The sequence below is a fragment of the Nocardioides aequoreus genome, from assembly GCF_000720335.1.
GTDB classification, from domain to species: domain Bacteria; phylum Actinomycetota; class Actinomycetes; order Propionibacteriales; family Nocardioidaceae; genus Marmoricola; species Marmoricola aequoreus.
In genome coordinates, this window is record NZ_JOJN01000004.1 from 362135 (window position 1) to 377118 (window position 14984).

The following is a 14984-nucleotide window of genomic DNA, read 5'->3' on the forward strand; positions in this document are numbered from 1 at the left end:
GGCCGCTGCCCCGCGCCGCCGTCGTGCCGGTCAGGCGGCGGCGCGGCCGCGCAGCGTCATGGCCACGCTCGTGGCGGCGTAGTAGGCGACGTACGCCAGTGAGGCGACGACCACGAGCAGGCTGGGGTCGGGCACCTGCGCCAGCAGCACGGCGTACGTCACGAGCCAGCCGCCGGCGAGGGCCAGGTTGAGCCCGCGGGCGTGCCGCGTGCGCGAGGGGTAGATGTACTTGACGGGCACGAAGACCAGCACCACGCAGCTGAGCAGGATGACCGCGGTGGTGGTCGGGGACAGGCCGAGCACGATGACGTAGAAGGCCACGACGTTCCAGTAGCTCGGGAAGCCGAGGAAGCAGTGGTCGTCGGTCTTGGCGTCCGCGCGGCAGAACTGGTAGCTCGAGGCGAGCAGGGGCAGCACGGCCAGCGCGACCCCGGCAGGACCGTCGGGCAGGTAGCCGCCGTTCCAGAGCATGAAGACCGGCACGAAGCAGTAGGTGATGTAGTCGACGATGTCGTCGAGCCGGGCGCCGTCGAAGACCGGGATGACCTCCTTGACGCGCAGCCGGCGCGCGAGCATGCCGTCGGTCCCGTCGATCAGCAGCGCCAGGAAGAGCCACCACAGGGCGGCCACCTCGTCGCCCCCGACGGCCGCCGCGAGCGCCAGGAAGGCGATCGCGGTGCCGCTGGCGGTGTAGACGTGCAGGGCCCAGCCCGCGGCTCGCAGTCGCGCCGGTTCCTCGAGGACGGTCGGAGCGGTCGGAGCGGTCATGAAGGTGTGCCTCTCGTTGGCGACCGGGCAGGCGCGTCGAAGGGTGCTCGGCGGGAGCCTACGCGCTGGTGTCGTCGGTCGGGTCAAGCATGCGTGATGAGCCGCGCTGCGTCGCGCACGACACAGCCCTCACCGGAGCAGGTCGAGCACCGCCGCCTCCAGGGTGCGCTGCTTCTCCGCCGGGCTGTCGTAGGTCTTGGCCACCAGCTCCGGGTCGATGGTCGTGCCCGACTCGTACAGGTCGATCACCCGGGGGTCGATGTAGCTGTTGCGGGCGATGGTCGGGGTGTTGCCGAGGTACTCGGAGACCTCGGTGACGGCGGTCCGGATGGCGCGCTGGCGCGAGCGCTTGGTGTCACCCGGCTCGTCGGTCGCCGCCAGCGCGGCGGCCGCGAGCACCGTGGCGTGCCAGGTGCGGAAGTCCTTGGCCGTGAGCTCCTCGAAGAGACCCCCCAGGTAGGCGTTGACGGCCGTGCCGTCGAGGTCGCGCCAGCGGCGCTCGAGCTGGTAGGCGAGCAGCCGCTCGCTGCCGCCCCGGCGGCGGCGCAGGGTGTCGAGCGCGGTCAGCACCTCCGGGTCGTCGATGTCGATGCTGTGCTCGATGCCGGACTTGCCGACGAAGCGAAAGCGGAGCACGTCGCGGTGCTTGCGCACGTGGCGCCGCTCGAGGGTGGTCAGCCCGAAGGAGCCGTTGGTGTCGGCGTAGATGTCGCTGCCCACCCGGAAGTAGCCCAGGTCGAGCAGCCGGACCGCGACGGCGTCCGCGCGCTCCAGCGGCATCCCCTCCAGCCCCAGGTCGCGGGTGATGGCCTCCCGGGCGGCCGGCAGCCGCTCGGCCGCGAGCAGCACCCGGTCGAACTTGAGCTTGTCGCGCTGCACCCGCCACTGCGGGTGGTAGAGGTACTGCCGCCGTCCGGCGTCGTCGGTGCCCACTGCCTGGATGTGGCCGTTGGGCCACGGGCAGATCCACACGTCCTTCCACGCGGGCGGGATCGCGAGCGACTTGATCCGCTCGACCTGCTCCGGGTCGTCCAGCGGGGTGCCGTCGCTGTCGCGGAAGCTCCAGCCCCGGCCGGCCCGGCGTCGTGAGAAGCCCTTGCCGTGGGGCCTGGAGGTGCGCAGACGTGCCATGCGCCGCTAGTTCCCGCCCGCCCCGCTGCTCATGCTTGACCTCACGTCGACTTCAGGTCCTGGACTGTCGCCCACGACCCGGACCGATGAGTCCTGTCACCGGAGGGCGTCATGATGACGAGGAGAGGAGCGAGCGGCATGCACGATCACCCGACGGAGGCGACCGCCGGACGCCGCGCGCCGCGCCTGCTGCGGCCCTTCCGCCGCCGCGGCTACCGACGCCTCGCACTGGCGATGGCGCTGACCACCTTCACCGCCGGGGTCTGGGTGGTGGCGATGGTCTGGGAGGTCATCCGCATCGGCGGTGGCCCGACGCAGCTCTCCCTGGTCATGACGGCGATGTCGGTCGGTGTGCTGGTGCCGGCGCTGCTGGCGGGCGCCGTCGCCGACCGCGTGCCGCAGAAGCGGATCCTGCAGGGCGTCTCCGGCGTCGAGCTGCTGACGATCGCGGTCGTGGCGCTGCTCTCGCTGTCCGACGCCACCCGGCTGTGGCACCTGGCCCTGGCGTCGCTGGCGCTCGGGGTGGCGATGGCGTTCTACTTCCCGGCGTACTCCGCGTGGCTCCCCGCGCTCGTGGAGGCCGACGAGCTGCAGGCCGTCAACGGCTTCGAGGGCATGGTGCGCCCGGTGCTCCAGCAGGCGGCCGGGCCCGCCGCGGCGGGGGTCGTCGTCGGCGCGGTGAGCTCCGGGGCCGCCGTGGCCGTCGCGGCGGTGGTCTCGCTGGCCGGCCTGCTCGCGGTCTCGCTGGTGCCGCTGACGGCCGTGCGCAGGGACCTCTCGGCGGAGCCTCCGGGCCACGTCGTGGTCGCCGCGCTGCGCGACATCGGGCAGGGCTTCGGCTACATGGTGCGCACCCCGTGGCTGCTGGCCACGCTGCTCTTCGCCTCGCTGATGGTGCTGGTCTTCATCGGCCCGCTGGAGGTGCTGGTCCCGTTCCTGGTCAAGGACCAGCTCGGGGGAGGCCCCGGCGACCACGCGACCGTGCTGGCCATGTTCGGGGTCGGTGGCGCGGTGGGGTCACTGGCGATGGGGGCGCTGCCGCTCCCGCGCCGCTACCTGACCTGGATGAACCTCCTGTGGGGCGTGGGGTGCCTCCCGATGGTCGCGATCGGGCTGGCGACGGCGCTGTGGCAGGTCTACGTCGCGGCCTTCGTGCTCGGGCTGGGCTTCTCGGCGCCGATGGTCATCTGGGGCACGCTGCTGCAGCGTCGGGTGCCGCCCGAGCTGCTCGGCCGGGTGTCCTCGCTCGACTTCTTCGTCTCGCTGGCCTTCATGCCCGTCTCGATGGCGCTCGCCGGCCCCGTCAGCGAGCTGCTGGGCCTCGTCGAGACCTTCGTCGTCGCCGGGGTGGCTCCGGTCGTCTTCGCCGTCGTGGCGGTGCTCTGGGCCAGGATGCCGGCCGACGAGCTCGCCCACCCGCTCGACGGGCCGGCGGAGCGTCCTCAGGAGGTCACGGCCCCCTGACGCGTCCACCACGCCTGGCCCTCGGCGGGCAGCGTGTGGATCGGGTCGTAGTACTCGTAGGTGCGCTCGAGGGCGTCGACGTCGCTGGCCTCGAGCGACGTGCGGTAGTTCTTCGTCCAGTACGAGATGCCTCGCACCTGGTCGTACGACGCCAGCTGGTGCACCCAGCGCTTGCCCACGAAGGGGACGTCGCACACGATCCGTGGCGTGGCGAAGCCCGGGAGGTAGCCCATGATGTGGTGCTGCAGCCGCTGGGCGTCGGCCACCGAGACCCGCCAGTGCTCCGAGGCCGGGATCATGTCGCACATGTAGAGGTAGTAGGGCAGGATCTGCGCGCCGTCGAGCAGCCGGAAGCACAGGTCGAGCAAGGCGTGGGGGTCGGCGTTGACGCCGTCGAGCAGCACGCCCTGGTTGCGCACGTCGCGCACACCGGCCTCGAACATCGCCCGGGTCGCGTCGGCGACGAGCGGCGTGACGGAGTTGGCGTGGTTGACGTGGGTGTGGAGCGCGAGCGACACCCCGCGGGCCCGGGCCTTGGTGGCGACCCGCTCCATGCCGGCCCGGACGTCGTCCTGCAGCCAGTGCTGGGGCAGACCCATCAGGGCCTTGGTGGCCAGCCGGATGTCGCGGATGTTGTCGACGTCGAGCACCTGGTCGAGGAAGCCCTCCAGACGAGCCCACGGCATGTTGGCGACGTCGCCGCCCGAGACCACCACGTCGCGCACCGAGGGGGTGCGCCGCAGGTAGTCGAGCATCTCGGCGTGCCGGTCGACCGGCTTGCCGAGGAACTTCAGCTTCTCGACGGTGGGCGTGGAGTTGCCGACCAGGTCCATGCGGGTGCAGTGCCCGCAGTACTGCGGGCAGGTCGGCAGCAGCTCGGCGAGCACCTTGGTGGGGTAGCGGTGGGTGAGTCCCTCGACCGCCCACATGTCGTGCTCGTGCAGCGAGTCGCGCGAGGCGTGGGGGTGCGAGGGCCAGTCGGTGCGCCGGTCGGAGTAGACCGGGATCATGTAGTGGCGCACCGGGTCGGCGTAGAAGGCGTCGGTCAGCGACCCCGGGCCCGCCGGCTCCACGTGGGGAGCCATGGTGTTCATCATCTGCGGCGGGACCAGCATCGACATCGTCGCCCGCTCCGCCTGGTCACGCTCCAGGTCGGCGTAGAAGGACTCGTCGACCAGGTCGCCGAGCAGCTCCCGGAGCTGCCGGAGGTTCTTGACGCAGTGCGAGCGCTGCCACTGCACGCTCTCCCACTGCTCGCGGGTGACGTCGCGCCAGCCGGGGAAACGGCGCCAGTCGGGCTCGACCAGCTCGACGCGTCGGTACGGGTACGGCTGGCCCGTCTCGTGCTCCACCAGGCTCGCGATGGACGTCTCGATGCTCATTTCCGCAGTATGAGCGGAGACCTTGCGGCCGATCAAGCTACACGCCGGAAGATCTCCTGCCCGACGACGCACGTCCGACATGACGAGGAACATGTGCACGGACGACGCGGGCGCGGGCGCGGGCGGGGTACTGACCCTGGTCGACGTGGCCCACTCCTAGACCGGACGGCGTGTCCAGCGCGACACGCCGATGGAGACCGATTTTCGTCACCGGGTCGTCGCCCCCCGTCCACCTCGCCTGACCTGCACCTTCGTGCCATCGCCGCTGGTCAGGGGAGTCTTGACACGAGCGCGTGCCGAAGACAGGGTCTTCGGAGTTTCTCCGGGCAGCACGTCCGGTCCCGGACTCCGGCTGTTGCGTCACCGGCCCATCTCGCCAAGATGGCCACCGCTCGACGCACTTGGCGGGTCGGCGGCCGCGGTCACGGACGGGAGGACGCGGGGGGAGCGAGGCGACCAGTAGACAACGCTCCCGACACTGGCAACCGGTCAGTGCGGGGACGGTCCGAAGGTCCTCGTCGTTCCCCCCGTCCTGCCCCTCCGGCGTCGTCGCCGGCGCGATAGGTTCCCGGGCATGACGCCGAGCTCGCCGGCAGGACCGCACGGGCTGGGTCGGGTGGTCATGGTGGTCCCGACCTACGACGAGGCCGACAACCTGCCGGGGCTGCTGCAGCGCGTGCGCGCGGCCCAGCCCGAGGTCGACGTGCTCGTCGTCGACGACGACTCGCCCGACGGCACGGGCAGGCTCGCCGACGAGGCCGCCGCCCGTGATGACCGCGTCTCGGTGCTGCACCGCACCGCCAAGGAGGGTCTCGGCGCGGCGTACCTGCACGGCTTCCGCGTGGCCCTCGAGCGCGGCTACGACGTGGTGGGGGAGATGGACGCCGACGGCTCGCACCAGCCCGAGCAGCTGGACCGTCTGCTGGCGGCGCTGGGCGACGCGGACCTGGTGATCGGGTCGAGGTGGGTGCCCGGAGGCTCCATCGTCAACTGGCCCCGCAGCCGCGAGCTGCTCTCGCGGGGCGGCAACCTCTACACCCGCGCCCTGCTCGGGATGCCCGTGCGCGACGCCACGGCCGGCTACCGACTCTTCCGCCGCACCACCCTGGAGGCGATCGACCTCGCCAGCGTGCAGTCGCTCGGCTACGTCTTCCAGGCCGACCTCGCCTACCGCACCGTGCGGGCCGGGCTGCGGGTGGTCGAGGTCCCGATCGAGTTCGTCGAGCGGGAGCGAGGAGAGTCGAAGATGACCCGCTCCGTCGCCACCGAGTCGCTGCGCCGCATCACCGCCTGGGGGCTCGCCGAGCGGCGACGTCAGCTGCGCGCCGCCGTACGACGGGCCCGCGGCGCGGAACAGCGCGCTCGTCCCGGTCGTTGAGACGGACATGAGCGCACGCACCCGCCGCTTCCCCTGGTGGCTCCTCGGGATCGCCTTCGTGGTGGTCCCGCTGGTCGAGATCTGGACGATCATCCAGGTCGGTCAGGTGGTGGGACCCTGGTGGACGATCCTGCTGCTGCTGGCCTCGGGCGTCGTCGGCAGCTGGCTGGTCAGGCGGGAGGGCGGACGCGCCTGGCGCGCGCTGCAGCAGGCGCTGCGCGAGGGCCGGATGCCGCACCGCGAGATCGCCGACGGGGTGCTGATCCTCATCGGCGGCACGCTGATGATCACGCCGGGCTTCCTCTCCGACGTGCTCGGGGTGCTGATGATCCTGCCCGTGACCCGTCCGGTGGGCCGGGCGCTGCTCGCCGGCTTCATCAGCCGCCGGCTCACGGCGGCGTACACGACAGCACCACGCCGCCCGGAGGGCGACGTGGTGCAGGGTGAGGTCATCGACCCCGGTCGGGCTGAGGACTCCTAGACGGAGGCTTTGCGCTTGCGCGAGCTCGCGCGGTGCAGGTGCGCCGGGCCGATCTCGCCGCCGCGGAGCAGCTCGAGGCGCTCGGCCAGGATCTCCTCCAGCTCCTTCTCGGAGCGGCGCTCCAGGAGCATGTCCCAGTGCGTGCGGGCGGGCTTCTCGGCCTTGACCTCGGGCTCGATGCCCGAGGTGGCACGGGCCTCCGCGCCACAGCGCGGGCACTCCCACAGGGCCGGGATCTCGGCCTCGACCGACATGGTGATCTCGAACTCGTGGCCTCGGGCGCAGGCGTAGCCGACCTGCTGGCGGGCCGCGAACTCGATGCCGCGCTCGTCCTCGAAGCTCTGGCCGCCGAGCCGGGCTCCTCGCAGCGTGCGCTCTGCCATGGGTGTCCTCCGTAGATCTGCACCGCCGAGGGGGTCCGACCCTCGGTGCGGGTGCTGGGTGGTGTGGCGGGTCTCCCGCGGTTGTGCGGGACGACGCGAACGGCGTCGATGAGCCGAGTGCGTCACGTGTGCTCCGGTGCCGTGAGAGCACCAGGTGTCCGGTTCAACGAACACACGGGGACCATGATTCCCGCTTCGTCCCTCGGATACACATCGCGGGTAGACCAGTGGACCCCGACCCGCTCAGACCGCCCGCGGCACGCGGTTGCCGGCGTCGCGGATGCCGCGCTCGGCGTCGAGGCGCCACAGGAAGAAGGCGCCGAGGACGAAGAAGACGATCAGGGCCAGGATCGCCGGACGGTAGGACCCCGTCAGCTGGAAGACCACGCCGAAGAGCAGCGTCCCGAACCACGACGTGCCGCGCTCCGCGGCGTTGTAGAGGCTGAAGTAGGCCCCCTCGCGCCCGCGGGGGATCAGCAGGCTGAAGAAGGAGCGCGAGAGCGCCTGGGTGCCGCCCATGACCACGCCGATGGCCACGGCGACCAGCAGGAAGAGCGGGAGGTTGCCCGCGGGGAGGGCGAGGGCCGCCACCACGATCGCCATCCAGCCGAAGCAGCCGACGAGGATGCAGCGGTACGCGCCGTACCGGGCGGCGAGGCGGCCGAAGACCAGCGCGCCGCCGAAGGCGACGAACTGGATCAGCAGGATGGTGGCGATGAGGACCGAGGTCTCGAAGCCCAGCTGCTTCTGGCCGTAGGTGGAGGCGGCGTAGATCACGGTCTGGATGCCGTCGTTGTAGAAGACGTAGGCGAGCAGGAACGTCAGCGTCATGGGGTACTTGCGCATGTCGCGGAAGGTGTCGGCGAGCTGGCCGAAGCTGCGACGCACCAGGCCGCCCTCGACCTCGACGACCGCGACCGGGGTGTAGTTGCGCAGCCGGACGAAGGGGATGACGGTGAAGCCGGCCCACCACAGCGCCGCCGAGAGCATCGAGAGGCGCACGGCCGTCTCGGTGTCGATGCCGAACCTGCCCGGCATCAGCACCACCACGAGGTTGAGCAGGAGCAGCACCCCGCCGCCGAGGTAGCCGAAGGCCCAGCCACGGGAGGAGACCGCGTCGCGCTCGTCCTCGGTGGAGATGTCGACCAGGATCGCGTAGTAGCTCACCATCGCGCAGCCCGCCAGCACGCTGCTGCAGACCACGGCCACCGCGCCGAGCTGCCAGTTGTCGTCCTTCATGAAGAACAGCAGCGAGGCGAAGCCGGCACCGGTCCAGGCGAAGGTCGCCATGTGGACCTTCTTGCGTGCCGACCGGTCGACCCAGGCGCCCACGAGCGGGAGGATGAAGGCGCCCGCGATCGTGGCGAAGCTGGTCAGGTAGCTCGGCAGCGAGCCGGCGGCCAGGTCGAGCCCGAGCAGGCTGACGGTGCGGTTGCACGCCTCGTCGGGGTCGGGGCAGCCCGCGGCCCGCCCCGCGACCGTTATCATGTACGGCCCGAAGAGCACGCTGAGCACGGTCGTGTAGTAGGCGGAGTTGGCCCAGTCGTACCAGTTCCAGGCGCGCTGCTGGGTGCGGCGCTCGACGGGCGTGAGGTCACGCGCCTCGATGGGCAGCTCGGTGCTCACGGGTGCATCACGGGGCACTCCAGAGTCCTCGGGCGACCAGGACCTCCTTGAGGAGGTCGGTCCGGTCGGTGATCAGGCCGTCGACCCCGAGGTCGAGCAGCTCCACCATCTCCTGCGGGTCGTCGACCGTCCAGACGTGCACGTGGGCGCCGGCCGCGTGGGCCCGGCGCACCAGCTCGGCCGTGACGATGGGCACCGGTCCGCGCCGCCGCGGCACCTGCAGCGCCGCGACCCGGCCACGCGTCGCCAGCCTCACGGCGCGGCCCGACGGCGAGCCCAGGAAGAGCGCGACCTCGACGGGGGACGCCGAGGTGGCGACCCGGCCGCGGGTGGCGCGGCGGAAGGCGTCGAGCCGGCGCTGCGAGAAGGACCCGACGCACACCCGGTCGTGGCTGCGCGTCCGGTCGAGCAGCTCGGCCAGCGGGGCGACCGCGCCGGGCGACTTCAGGTCGATGTTGAAGCGGGCCTCCGGCAGCTCCTCGAGCAGCTGCTCCATCCGGGGCACGGCGTGCTGCCCTCCGATCCGCACGGCGTCGGCCTCGGTCGCGCTCAGCAGCGACAGCGGTCCGGCGTGGTCGGTGACCCGGTCGAGGCGGGCGTCGTGGAAGGCGAGCACCGCCCCGTCGCGGGTCGCGTGGACGTCGGTCTCCAGGTAGCGGTAGCCGAGGCTGAAGGCGTGCCGGAAGGCGTGCAGCGTGTTCTCCGCGCCCAGCAGGTCGGGGTGCAGCGCGCCGCCGCGGTGCGCCATCGCAAGCACCCCGCGGCGCTCGGCCGACCGGCCACCGGGCTGGTCGTGCACCGCGTCGAGGTAGGCGTAGCCCGTCGTCGGGGTGGCCACGTCTCTCACGTCGGCAGTATCCACAGCCATGCCACGATCCTGGCGCGCGAACCGCCGCCCGGCATCCGCGTTGCAACTCAGGTCGGCGCCTCGCGGGGGAGTACGGTGCGGACATGGCCAACCTCACCTGTCCCGCCTGCCAGGGAGAGATGTCCACCCGCAGCCAGGACCGCGTGACGGTGCGTCAGTGCGCCGGCTGCGAGGGCATCTTCCTCGACCGTGCCCAGCTCGGCAGCCTCATCGAGGCGGAGACCGACTGGCACACCTACCGGTCCACCGACACGGCCCGGCTGCCGCGCATCACGCCCGACATGCCCGCCCCCAAGCCGCGACCCCGGTCCTACGTCGAGTCGCTCTTCCAGGGCTGAAGCCCGGCCTCCTCGATCGCCGCGGCGAGCCGGGTGAGGGCCACCGGCCCGACGCCGTGCAGCCCCGCCACCTCGGAGGGCGTCCGGGCGGCGACGCGCTCCAGCGTCACCAGTCCCTCGGCGCGGAGCGCGGCCGTCGCCGGCGCCCCGATCTCGCGCGGCAGGGGCGTGCCCGCCACCCGCGGCGGACGTCGCCGGGCCCGGCCGCCGGCCGCCCGGCGCGCCGCGTCGACCACCGCCTCCCCGCGAGGTGAGAGCCGGTAGCCGATCGCGAGCGACTCGGTCAGCCCCAGCTCCTTGAGCTTGCGCACGTCGCGCTTGAAGGGTGCGGTCTCCCGGCCCTGCATCGCGGCGAGCTCGGGGGCACGCCGCTCCGGGTGCCGGTCGACCAGCGCGAGCGTCTCGCTCGTCCACGGACCCGACGAGGACGCGCGGTCCAACCGCTCCAGCCGGCGCCAGATCTCCTCCAGCTCGGCCGCGGTGGGCGGCTGCTCGCGCAGGACGGCGCGGGGGTCGGGGCCGGCGTAGCGCAGACCCACCCGCCAGGCCGGGCGCTCGGCCCTCGCGGCGAGCGCGCGGCGTACGTCGTCGGCGGAGGCGGCGCCGCAGCGGGTGGCCTCCGCCTCGGTGATGGCCGCCGGATCGACCTGCTCGACCGCCGTGACCTCCACCAGGCCGACCGCGGTGCGCAGCCGGGTGCCCACCAGGACGCGCGGCCGGTCCCACCGTCGGAAGGCGAGGTCGACCTCACCGGTCCTGATCGCCGCGAGCTCGGCGGGGCGGATCATCATGGCGGCGGCTCCTGTCGTGCTGTCCCGGCTTGCCGGTGTGCGGCAGGCTAGCGGCATGGCGGCGCTGCTGGGGCGGGTGCGGAGCGACCTCGAGCTGGGGCGCCGGCTGGCGGTGCTGCGGGCCGGCACGCTGGCCCTGGCCGTCGCCGGTGACCCCGTGGCCAGGCTCTTCCAGGCACCCTGGCGCTACGACCCCTACGAGACCTACGACGCGGTGCGCGAGCGGGGGCCGCTCGTGTGGAGCAGGTCGGGGACCTGGGTGAGCAGCGACTTCGCGACGAGCGCGGCCGTGCTGCGCGACCGCCGCTTCGGCGTACGCCTCGCGAGCGGGCAGCAGCCCTTCGACGTCACGGGCGGCCCGGTCGACGCGCAGGCCGAGACCAACACCCTCGACCTGTCGCTCCTGGGGCTCGACCCGCCCGACCACACCCGGCTGCGGCGGCTCGCGACCCCGGCCTTGTCGGCCCGCCGGGTGGAGGCGATGCGCCCGACCGTCGAGGCGACCACGGCCCGGCTCCTCGACGGGCTCGACCTGCGTCGCGCGACCGACCTGATGGACGCCTTCGCCAGCCCACTCCCGATCGCGGTGATCAGCGACGTGATGGCGATCCCCGTCGAGGAGCAGCACCGCTTCGCGGCCTGGGGGCGCACACTGGGGGCGTCGCTCGACGGTGTCTCCTCCGTGCGCCACCTCCACCGGCTGCTCCGCGCGCAGGCGGACCTGCAGGCGCTCTTCGACCGGCTGCTCGCCGAGCGCCGCCGCGACCCGGGGGAGGACCTGCTGAGCCGGCTGGTGGCGGTCGACGACCGCGAGACCACGGCCGAGGAGGTGGTCTCGCTCGCGCAGCTGCTGCTGCTCGCCGGCTTCGAGACCACCACCAACCTCATCGGCAACGCGCTGCGTGCGCTCTTCGCCCACCCCGACCAGCTCGACGCCGTACGCCGCGACCCCGCAGGCCTCGCCCCGGGGCTGGTCGCCGAGACGCTGCGCTACGACCCCCCGGTGCAGCTCACGGGCCGCGTGGCGCACGAGCCGGTCGAGCTCGCCGGCCACCGGGTGCGGCGCGACCAGGTGGTGCTGGTGCTGATCGGGGCGGCCGGCCGCGACCCGGCGCGACATCCCCGGCCTGCCGACTTCGACGTGAGCCGCGCCGACGCGGAGTCGCTCGCCTTCTCCGGCGGCGCCCACTACTGCGTCGGGGCACCCCTGGCCCGGCTCGAGGGGGAGGTCGCCCTGAGCAGCCTCCTGGAGCGCTGGCCCGACCTGCGCGCCGCGGGTCGCCCGGTGCCCCGCAGCACCACCGTCATCCGGGGCCTGCAGCGGCTCTCCGTGCGCGCCTGAGCGACCGGTTGCCGCGGGTGGCCCAGGAAGGCGGGGAGCGCCCCACCGGTGGTCGAGGAAGGCGCGCAGCGCCCCACCGGTGGTCGAGGAAGGCGCGCAGCGCCCCACCGGTGGTCGAGGAAGGCGCGCAGCGCCTGTCTCGAGACCTCGTGAGTCGCCCGGGTTGCGGGGTCTCGAGACGGTCGCTGCGCGACCTCCTCGACCGCCCGGGGGGCAGGAGAGGGCGGCCAGGCCCTTCGAGGCTCGCTGCGTGTGTGCAGCCTTGGGCTCGGGTGGTCGAGGAAGGCGCGCAGCGCCTGTCTCGAGACCGGGTGAGTCGCCCGGGTTGCGGGGTCTCGAGACGGTCGCTGCGCGACCTCCTCGACCAGCCGGGGCAGGAGAGGGCGGCCGGGCTCTACGAGGCTCGCTGCGGGTGTGCAGTCCTGGGCTCGGGTGGTCGAGGAAGGCGCGCAGCGCCTGTCTCGAGACCTGGTGAGTCGCCCGGCTTGCGGGGTCTCGAGACGGTCGCTGCGCGACCTCCTCGACCACCCGGGGGACGTGCGCGACCTCCTCGACCACCCGGGGGAGGTGCGCGACCGCCTCGACCACCCAGGAACGGAGGGGCGTGGGTCAGAGGCCTCCGCCGAAGGTGCCGCCGGGGCCCTCGCGCATCCGGAACTCCGTCTCGGCGTCGCCCCGGGAGGCGTAGGGGTCCCAGGTGAGGTGCTTGCCGGCGCGCCGCTCGCGGACGGCGAGCCACGTCACGCCGGTGACGAGGAGCCCGAGCACGGCCAGGAAGATCCAGAAGCCCATGCACCAGGCTGTCACGGACGACCTAGCGGCTCAGTCGTACAGCTCCCCGACCGGGACGACGGTGTCGACGCGGTTGCCGAGCGGGGGGAGGGGGCAGGCCCAGGACGGGTCGTAGGCGCACGAGGGCGGGTAGGCGAAGTTGAGGTCGACGACGAGCCCGTCGGCGTCACCCCCCAGGTCGGCCCCCTTGACCGTGTCGAGCAGGTAGCGGCCGCCGCCGTAGCCACCACCGGGACGGCCGCAGCCGGCGTCGCGGAGGGGCACGAAGAGGCCGCCGCCGTAGGTCGTCAGGCGCCAGACGTCGAGGTCGCCGACCCCCGGCAGGGAGACCGTGCCCAGGCGCTCGAAGGGGACCACCCCGTCGGTGCCGGTCTGGGCGTCCCAGCGCTCCTCCGCGGCGGGTCGTACCTCGACCTCGAAGCGCCAGGCCGGGTCGTACGCCGCCACGGTGAGGCCGGCGAAGCCGGCCCGCTGCTCGGGGAGCAGCGGGCTCGCCGGGTGGTCGCGGAAGAGCTCGTCGCGGCTCCGGCGCCACAGGTCGTGCCCCGCGGCGGGCTCGGGCTCCGCGCGCACGGCGGCGTACAGCGCGAAGACCTGGCGTCGCCAGTCGCGCACGTCAAAGGCGTCCACGGTGGCGGTAGTACCCAGTCGCCCGCGTCGACTCAGAGGTCGGAGAAGAGCTCGATCTGGGCGCCGAGCTCGTTGAGCCGCTCGGCGAGGTCCTCGTAGCCGCGTGCGATGACGTAGGTCGAGCGCAGCACCGAGGTGCCCTTGGAGGCCAGCATGGCGAGCAGGATGACCACGGCGGGGCGCAACGCGGGCGGGCAGACCACCTCGGTGCCCGACCAGCGGGTGGGGCCCTCGATCATCACCCGGTGGGGGTCCATCAGCGTGACCTTGCCGCCGAGCTTGTTGAGCTCGGTGAGGTAGATCGCGCGGTTCTCGTAGACCCAGTCGTGCAGCATCGTCTGGCCCTCGGCGACCGCCGCGATGACCGCGAAGAAGGGCAGGTTGTCGATGTTGAGGCCCGGGAAGGGCATCGGGTGGATCTTGTCGAGCGGCGCGTGCAGCACCGAGTGCTGCGTGGTGAGGTCGGCCAGCCTGGTGCGGCCGTTGGCGGCGACGTACTCCTCGGAGAGGGTGTAGCGCAGTCCCATCTCCTCGAGCACGGCGAGCTCGATCTCCAGGAACTCGATCGGCACCCGGCGCACGGTGATCTCGGAGTCGGTGACGATGGCGGCCGCGAGCAGCGACATGGCCTCGATGGGGTCCTCGCTGGGGGCGTAGTCGACGTCGACGTCGATCTCGCTGCGGCCGGTGACGGTCAGCGTGGTCGTGCCGACGCCCTCGACCCGCACGCCCAGCTTCTGCAGGTAGAAGCAGAGGTCCTGGACCATGTAGTTGGAGCTGGCGTTGCGGATCACCGTGGTGGAGTCGCACAGCGCCGCGGCCATGAGGGCGTTCTCGGTGACGGTGTCGCCGCGCTCGGTCAGCACGATCGGGCGACCCGGGACCAGGCCCGAGGAGACGCTGGCGTGGTAGCTGCCCTCGGTGGCCTTGACCTCCAGGCCGAAGGGGCGCAGCGCGGTCATGTGGGGCTCGACGGTGCGGGTGCCCAGCGAGCAGCCGCCTGCGTAGGGGAGCTCGAAGTCGCTGTGGCGGTGCATCAGCGGGCCGAGGAACATGATGATCGACCGGGTACGCCGCGCGGCCGTCTCGTCGATCGCGCCGAGGTCGAGCGTGGCGGGCGGCACGATCTCGAGGTCGTTGTCGGCGTTGAGCCACCGGGTGCGCACGCCGATGGAGTCGAGCACCTCGAGCAGCCGGTTGACCTCCTCGATGCGCGCCACCCGGCGCAGCACGGTGCGGCCGCGGTTGAGCAGCGAGGCGCACAGCAGCGCGACCCCGGCGTTCTTGGAGGTCTTGACGTCGATGGAGCCCGAGAGCGTGGTGGGGCCGGTCACGCGCAGGTGCACCGGGCCCTGCCCGAGGTTCATCAGCGGCGAGTCGAGGGCCGCGCCGATGCGGGCGAGCATGTCGAGCGAGAGGTTCTGGTGGCCGCGCTCGATCCGGTTGACGGCGCTCTGGCTGGTGCCGAGCTCGGTAGCGAGCTGCGCCTGGGTCCAGCCGCGGTGCTTGCGGGCGTCGCGGATCAGGGTGCCGATGCGGGCCAGGTAGTCCTCAGTCACGCCCGAGACCGTATCTCAGATATGAGATAACGCATCATCTGCCAGGCTGCG

The 14984-nt window shown here is 72.6% G+C and carries 15 protein-coding genes; 5 read left to right on the top strand and 10 right to left on the bottom strand.

The features are described 5' to 3' along the window. Positions 1-30: 30 nt before the first annotated feature. Both IG63_RS0110610 and IG63_RS0110615 read right to left on the bottom strand, forming a co-directional pair. On the bottom strand, positions 31-768 hold the full coding sequence (locus IG63_RS0110610; RefSeq protein WP_051706551.1) for a CDP-alcohol phosphatidyltransferase family protein: 738 nt from the start codon (positions 766-768) through the stop codon (positions 31-33). Positions 769-897: 129 nt separating this feature from the next. Continuing rightward, positions 898-1899 carry a DNA topoisomerase IB gene (locus IG63_RS0110615; protein WP_030484351.1) on the bottom strand — a complete coding sequence of 334 codons (1002 nt, stop codon included), beginning with the start codon at positions 1897-1899 and terminating at the stop codon, positions 898-900. 138 nt (positions 1900-2037) lie between these two features. On the opposite strand from IG63_RS0110615, the gene IG63_RS0110620 reads away from it, so the two are divergent. Continuing rightward, on the top strand, positions 2038-3363 hold the full coding sequence (locus tag IG63_RS0110620) for an MFS transporter (protein ID WP_036195043.1): 1326 nt from the start codon (positions 2038-2040) through the stop codon (positions 3361-3363). On the opposite strand, the gene IG63_RS0110625 is transcribed toward IG63_RS0110620, so the two are convergent. Continuing rightward, the gene (locus tag IG63_RS0110625; RefSeq protein ID WP_051706553.1) at positions 3342-4745 is read right to left on the bottom strand and encodes a KamA family radical SAM protein; all 1404 of its coding nucleotides are present in this window, start codon (positions 4743-4745) and stop codon (positions 3342-3344) included. The two genes, IG63_RS0110620 and IG63_RS0110625, sit on opposite strands and share 22 nt — an antisense overlap. A gap of 574 nt (positions 4746-5319) precedes the next feature. Between IG63_RS0110625 and IG63_RS0110635 the strand changes: the two genes are divergently transcribed. Then, entirely contained in the window at positions 5320-6123 is an 804-nt protein-coding gene (locus IG63_RS0110635; RefSeq protein ID WP_051706556.1) for a polyprenol monophosphomannose synthase, read from the top strand. Between the two features lie 7 nt (positions 6124-6130). After that, entirely contained in the window at positions 6131-6604 is a 474-nt protein-coding gene (locus tag IG63_RS0110640; RefSeq protein ID WP_030484355.1) for an FxsA family protein, read from the top strand. On the opposite strand, the gene IG63_RS0110645 is transcribed toward IG63_RS0110640, so the two are convergent. The 3 genes from IG63_RS0110645 to IG63_RS0110655 form a co-directional block, all read right to left on the bottom strand. After that, entirely contained in the window at positions 6601-6987 is a 387-nt protein-coding gene (locus IG63_RS0110645) for an RNA polymerase-binding protein RbpA (RefSeq protein WP_030484356.1), read from the bottom strand. The genes IG63_RS0110640 and IG63_RS0110645 overlap by 4 nt on opposite strands. A gap of 243 nt (positions 6988-7230) precedes the next feature. Then, the gene (locus IG63_RS0110650; protein WP_245604390.1) at positions 7231-8613 is read right to left on the bottom strand and encodes an MFS transporter; all 1383 of its coding nucleotides are present in this window, start codon (positions 8611-8613) and stop codon (positions 7231-7233) included. A gap of 7 nt (positions 8614-8620) precedes the next feature. After that, a complete protein-coding gene (locus IG63_RS0110655) occupies positions 8621-9481 on the bottom strand; it encodes a glycerophosphodiester phosphodiesterase family protein (RefSeq protein ID WP_084596942.1) in 861 nt (286 codons plus the stop codon). 83 nt (positions 9482-9564) lie between these two features. On the opposite strand from IG63_RS0110655, the gene IG63_RS20655 reads away from it, so the two are divergent. After that, on the top strand, positions 9565-9819 hold the full coding sequence (locus IG63_RS20655) for a TFIIB-type zinc ribbon-containing protein (RefSeq protein ID WP_036195045.1): 255 nt from the start codon (positions 9565-9567) through the stop codon (positions 9817-9819). On the opposite strand, the gene IG63_RS0110665 is transcribed toward IG63_RS20655, so the two are convergent. After that, positions 9792-10610 carry a helix-hairpin-helix domain-containing protein gene (locus tag IG63_RS0110665; RefSeq protein ID WP_030484359.1) on the bottom strand — a complete coding sequence of 273 codons (819 nt, stop codon included), beginning with the start codon at positions 10608-10610 and terminating at the stop codon, positions 9792-9794. The two genes, IG63_RS20655 and IG63_RS0110665, sit on opposite strands and share 28 nt — an antisense overlap. Before the next feature lie 55 nt (positions 10611-10665). Between IG63_RS0110665 and IG63_RS23830 the strand changes: the two genes are divergently transcribed. Then, positions 10666-11952, top strand: coding sequence for a cytochrome P450 (locus tag IG63_RS23830; protein ID WP_030484360.1), 1287 nt, complete (start codon positions 10666-10668; stop codon positions 11950-11952). 609 nt (positions 11953-12561) lie between these two features. Here the strand turns inward: IG63_RS23830 and IG63_RS0110675 are convergent. The 3 genes from IG63_RS0110675 to IG63_RS0110690 are packed head-to-tail and all read right to left on the bottom strand — an operon-like array spanning position 12562 to position 14933. Then, entirely contained in the window at positions 12562-12759 is a 198-nt protein-coding gene (locus IG63_RS0110675) for a hypothetical protein (protein ID WP_157210106.1), read from the bottom strand. Positions 12760-12774: 15 nt separating this feature from the next. Then, positions 12775-13374, bottom strand: a complete 600-nt coding sequence (locus IG63_RS0110685; RefSeq protein ID WP_211249278.1) for a DUF1684 domain-containing protein — start codon at positions 13372-13374, stop codon at positions 12775-12777. Positions 13375-13406: 32 nt separating this feature from the next. Next, positions 13407-14933 (bottom strand): UDP-N-acetylglucosamine 1-carboxyvinyltransferase, encoded by a 1527-nt coding sequence (locus IG63_RS0110690; protein ID WP_030484362.1) that lies wholly within the window; start codon positions 14931-14933, stop codon positions 13407-13409. Positions 14934-14984: the final 51 nt, after the last annotated feature.

Excerpts from the sequence above, each read along its gene's own strand:
- IG63_RS0110610 (WP_051706551.1), bottom strand. The coding sequence starts at position 768 with ATGACCGCTCCGACCGCTCCGACCGTCCTCGAGGAACCGGCGCGACTG.
- IG63_RS0110665 (WP_030484359.1), bottom strand. The coding sequence starts at position 10,610 with ATGATGATCCGCCCCGCCGAGCTCGCGGCGATCAGGACCGGTGAGGTC.
- IG63_RS0110625 (WP_051706553.1), bottom strand. The coding sequence starts at position 4,745 with ATGAGCATCGAGACGTCCATCGCGAGCCTGGTGGAGCACGAGACGGGC.
- IG63_RS0110635 (WP_051706556.1), top strand. The coding sequence starts at position 5,320 with ATGACGCCGAGCTCGCCGGCAGGACCGCACGGGCTGGGTCGGGTGGTC.
- IG63_RS0110655 (WP_084596942.1), bottom strand. The coding sequence starts at position 9,481 with ATGGCTGTGGATACTGCCGACGTGAGAGACGTGGCCACCCCGACGACG.
- IG63_RS20655 (WP_036195045.1), top strand. The coding sequence starts at position 9,565 with ATGGCCAACCTCACCTGTCCCGCCTGCCAGGGAGAGATGTCCACCCGC.
- IG63_RS0110620 (WP_036195043.1), top strand. The coding sequence starts at position 2,038 with ATGCACGATCACCCGACGGAGGCGACCGCCGGACGCCGCGCGCCGCGC.
- IG63_RS23830 (WP_030484360.1), top strand. The coding sequence starts at position 10,666 with ATGGCGGCGCTGCTGGGGCGGGTGCGGAGCGACCTCGAGCTGGGGCGC.
- IG63_RS0110615 (WP_030484351.1), bottom strand. The coding sequence starts at position 1,899 with ATGGCACGTCTGCGCACCTCCAGGCCCCACGGCAAGGGCTTCTCACGA.
- IG63_RS0110640 (WP_030484355.1), top strand. The coding sequence starts at position 6,131 with ATGAGCGCACGCACCCGCCGCTTCCCCTGGTGGCTCCTCGGGATCGCC.
- IG63_RS0110645 (WP_030484356.1), bottom strand. The coding sequence starts at position 6,987 with ATGGCAGAGCGCACGCTGCGAGGAGCCCGGCTCGGCGGCCAGAGCTTC.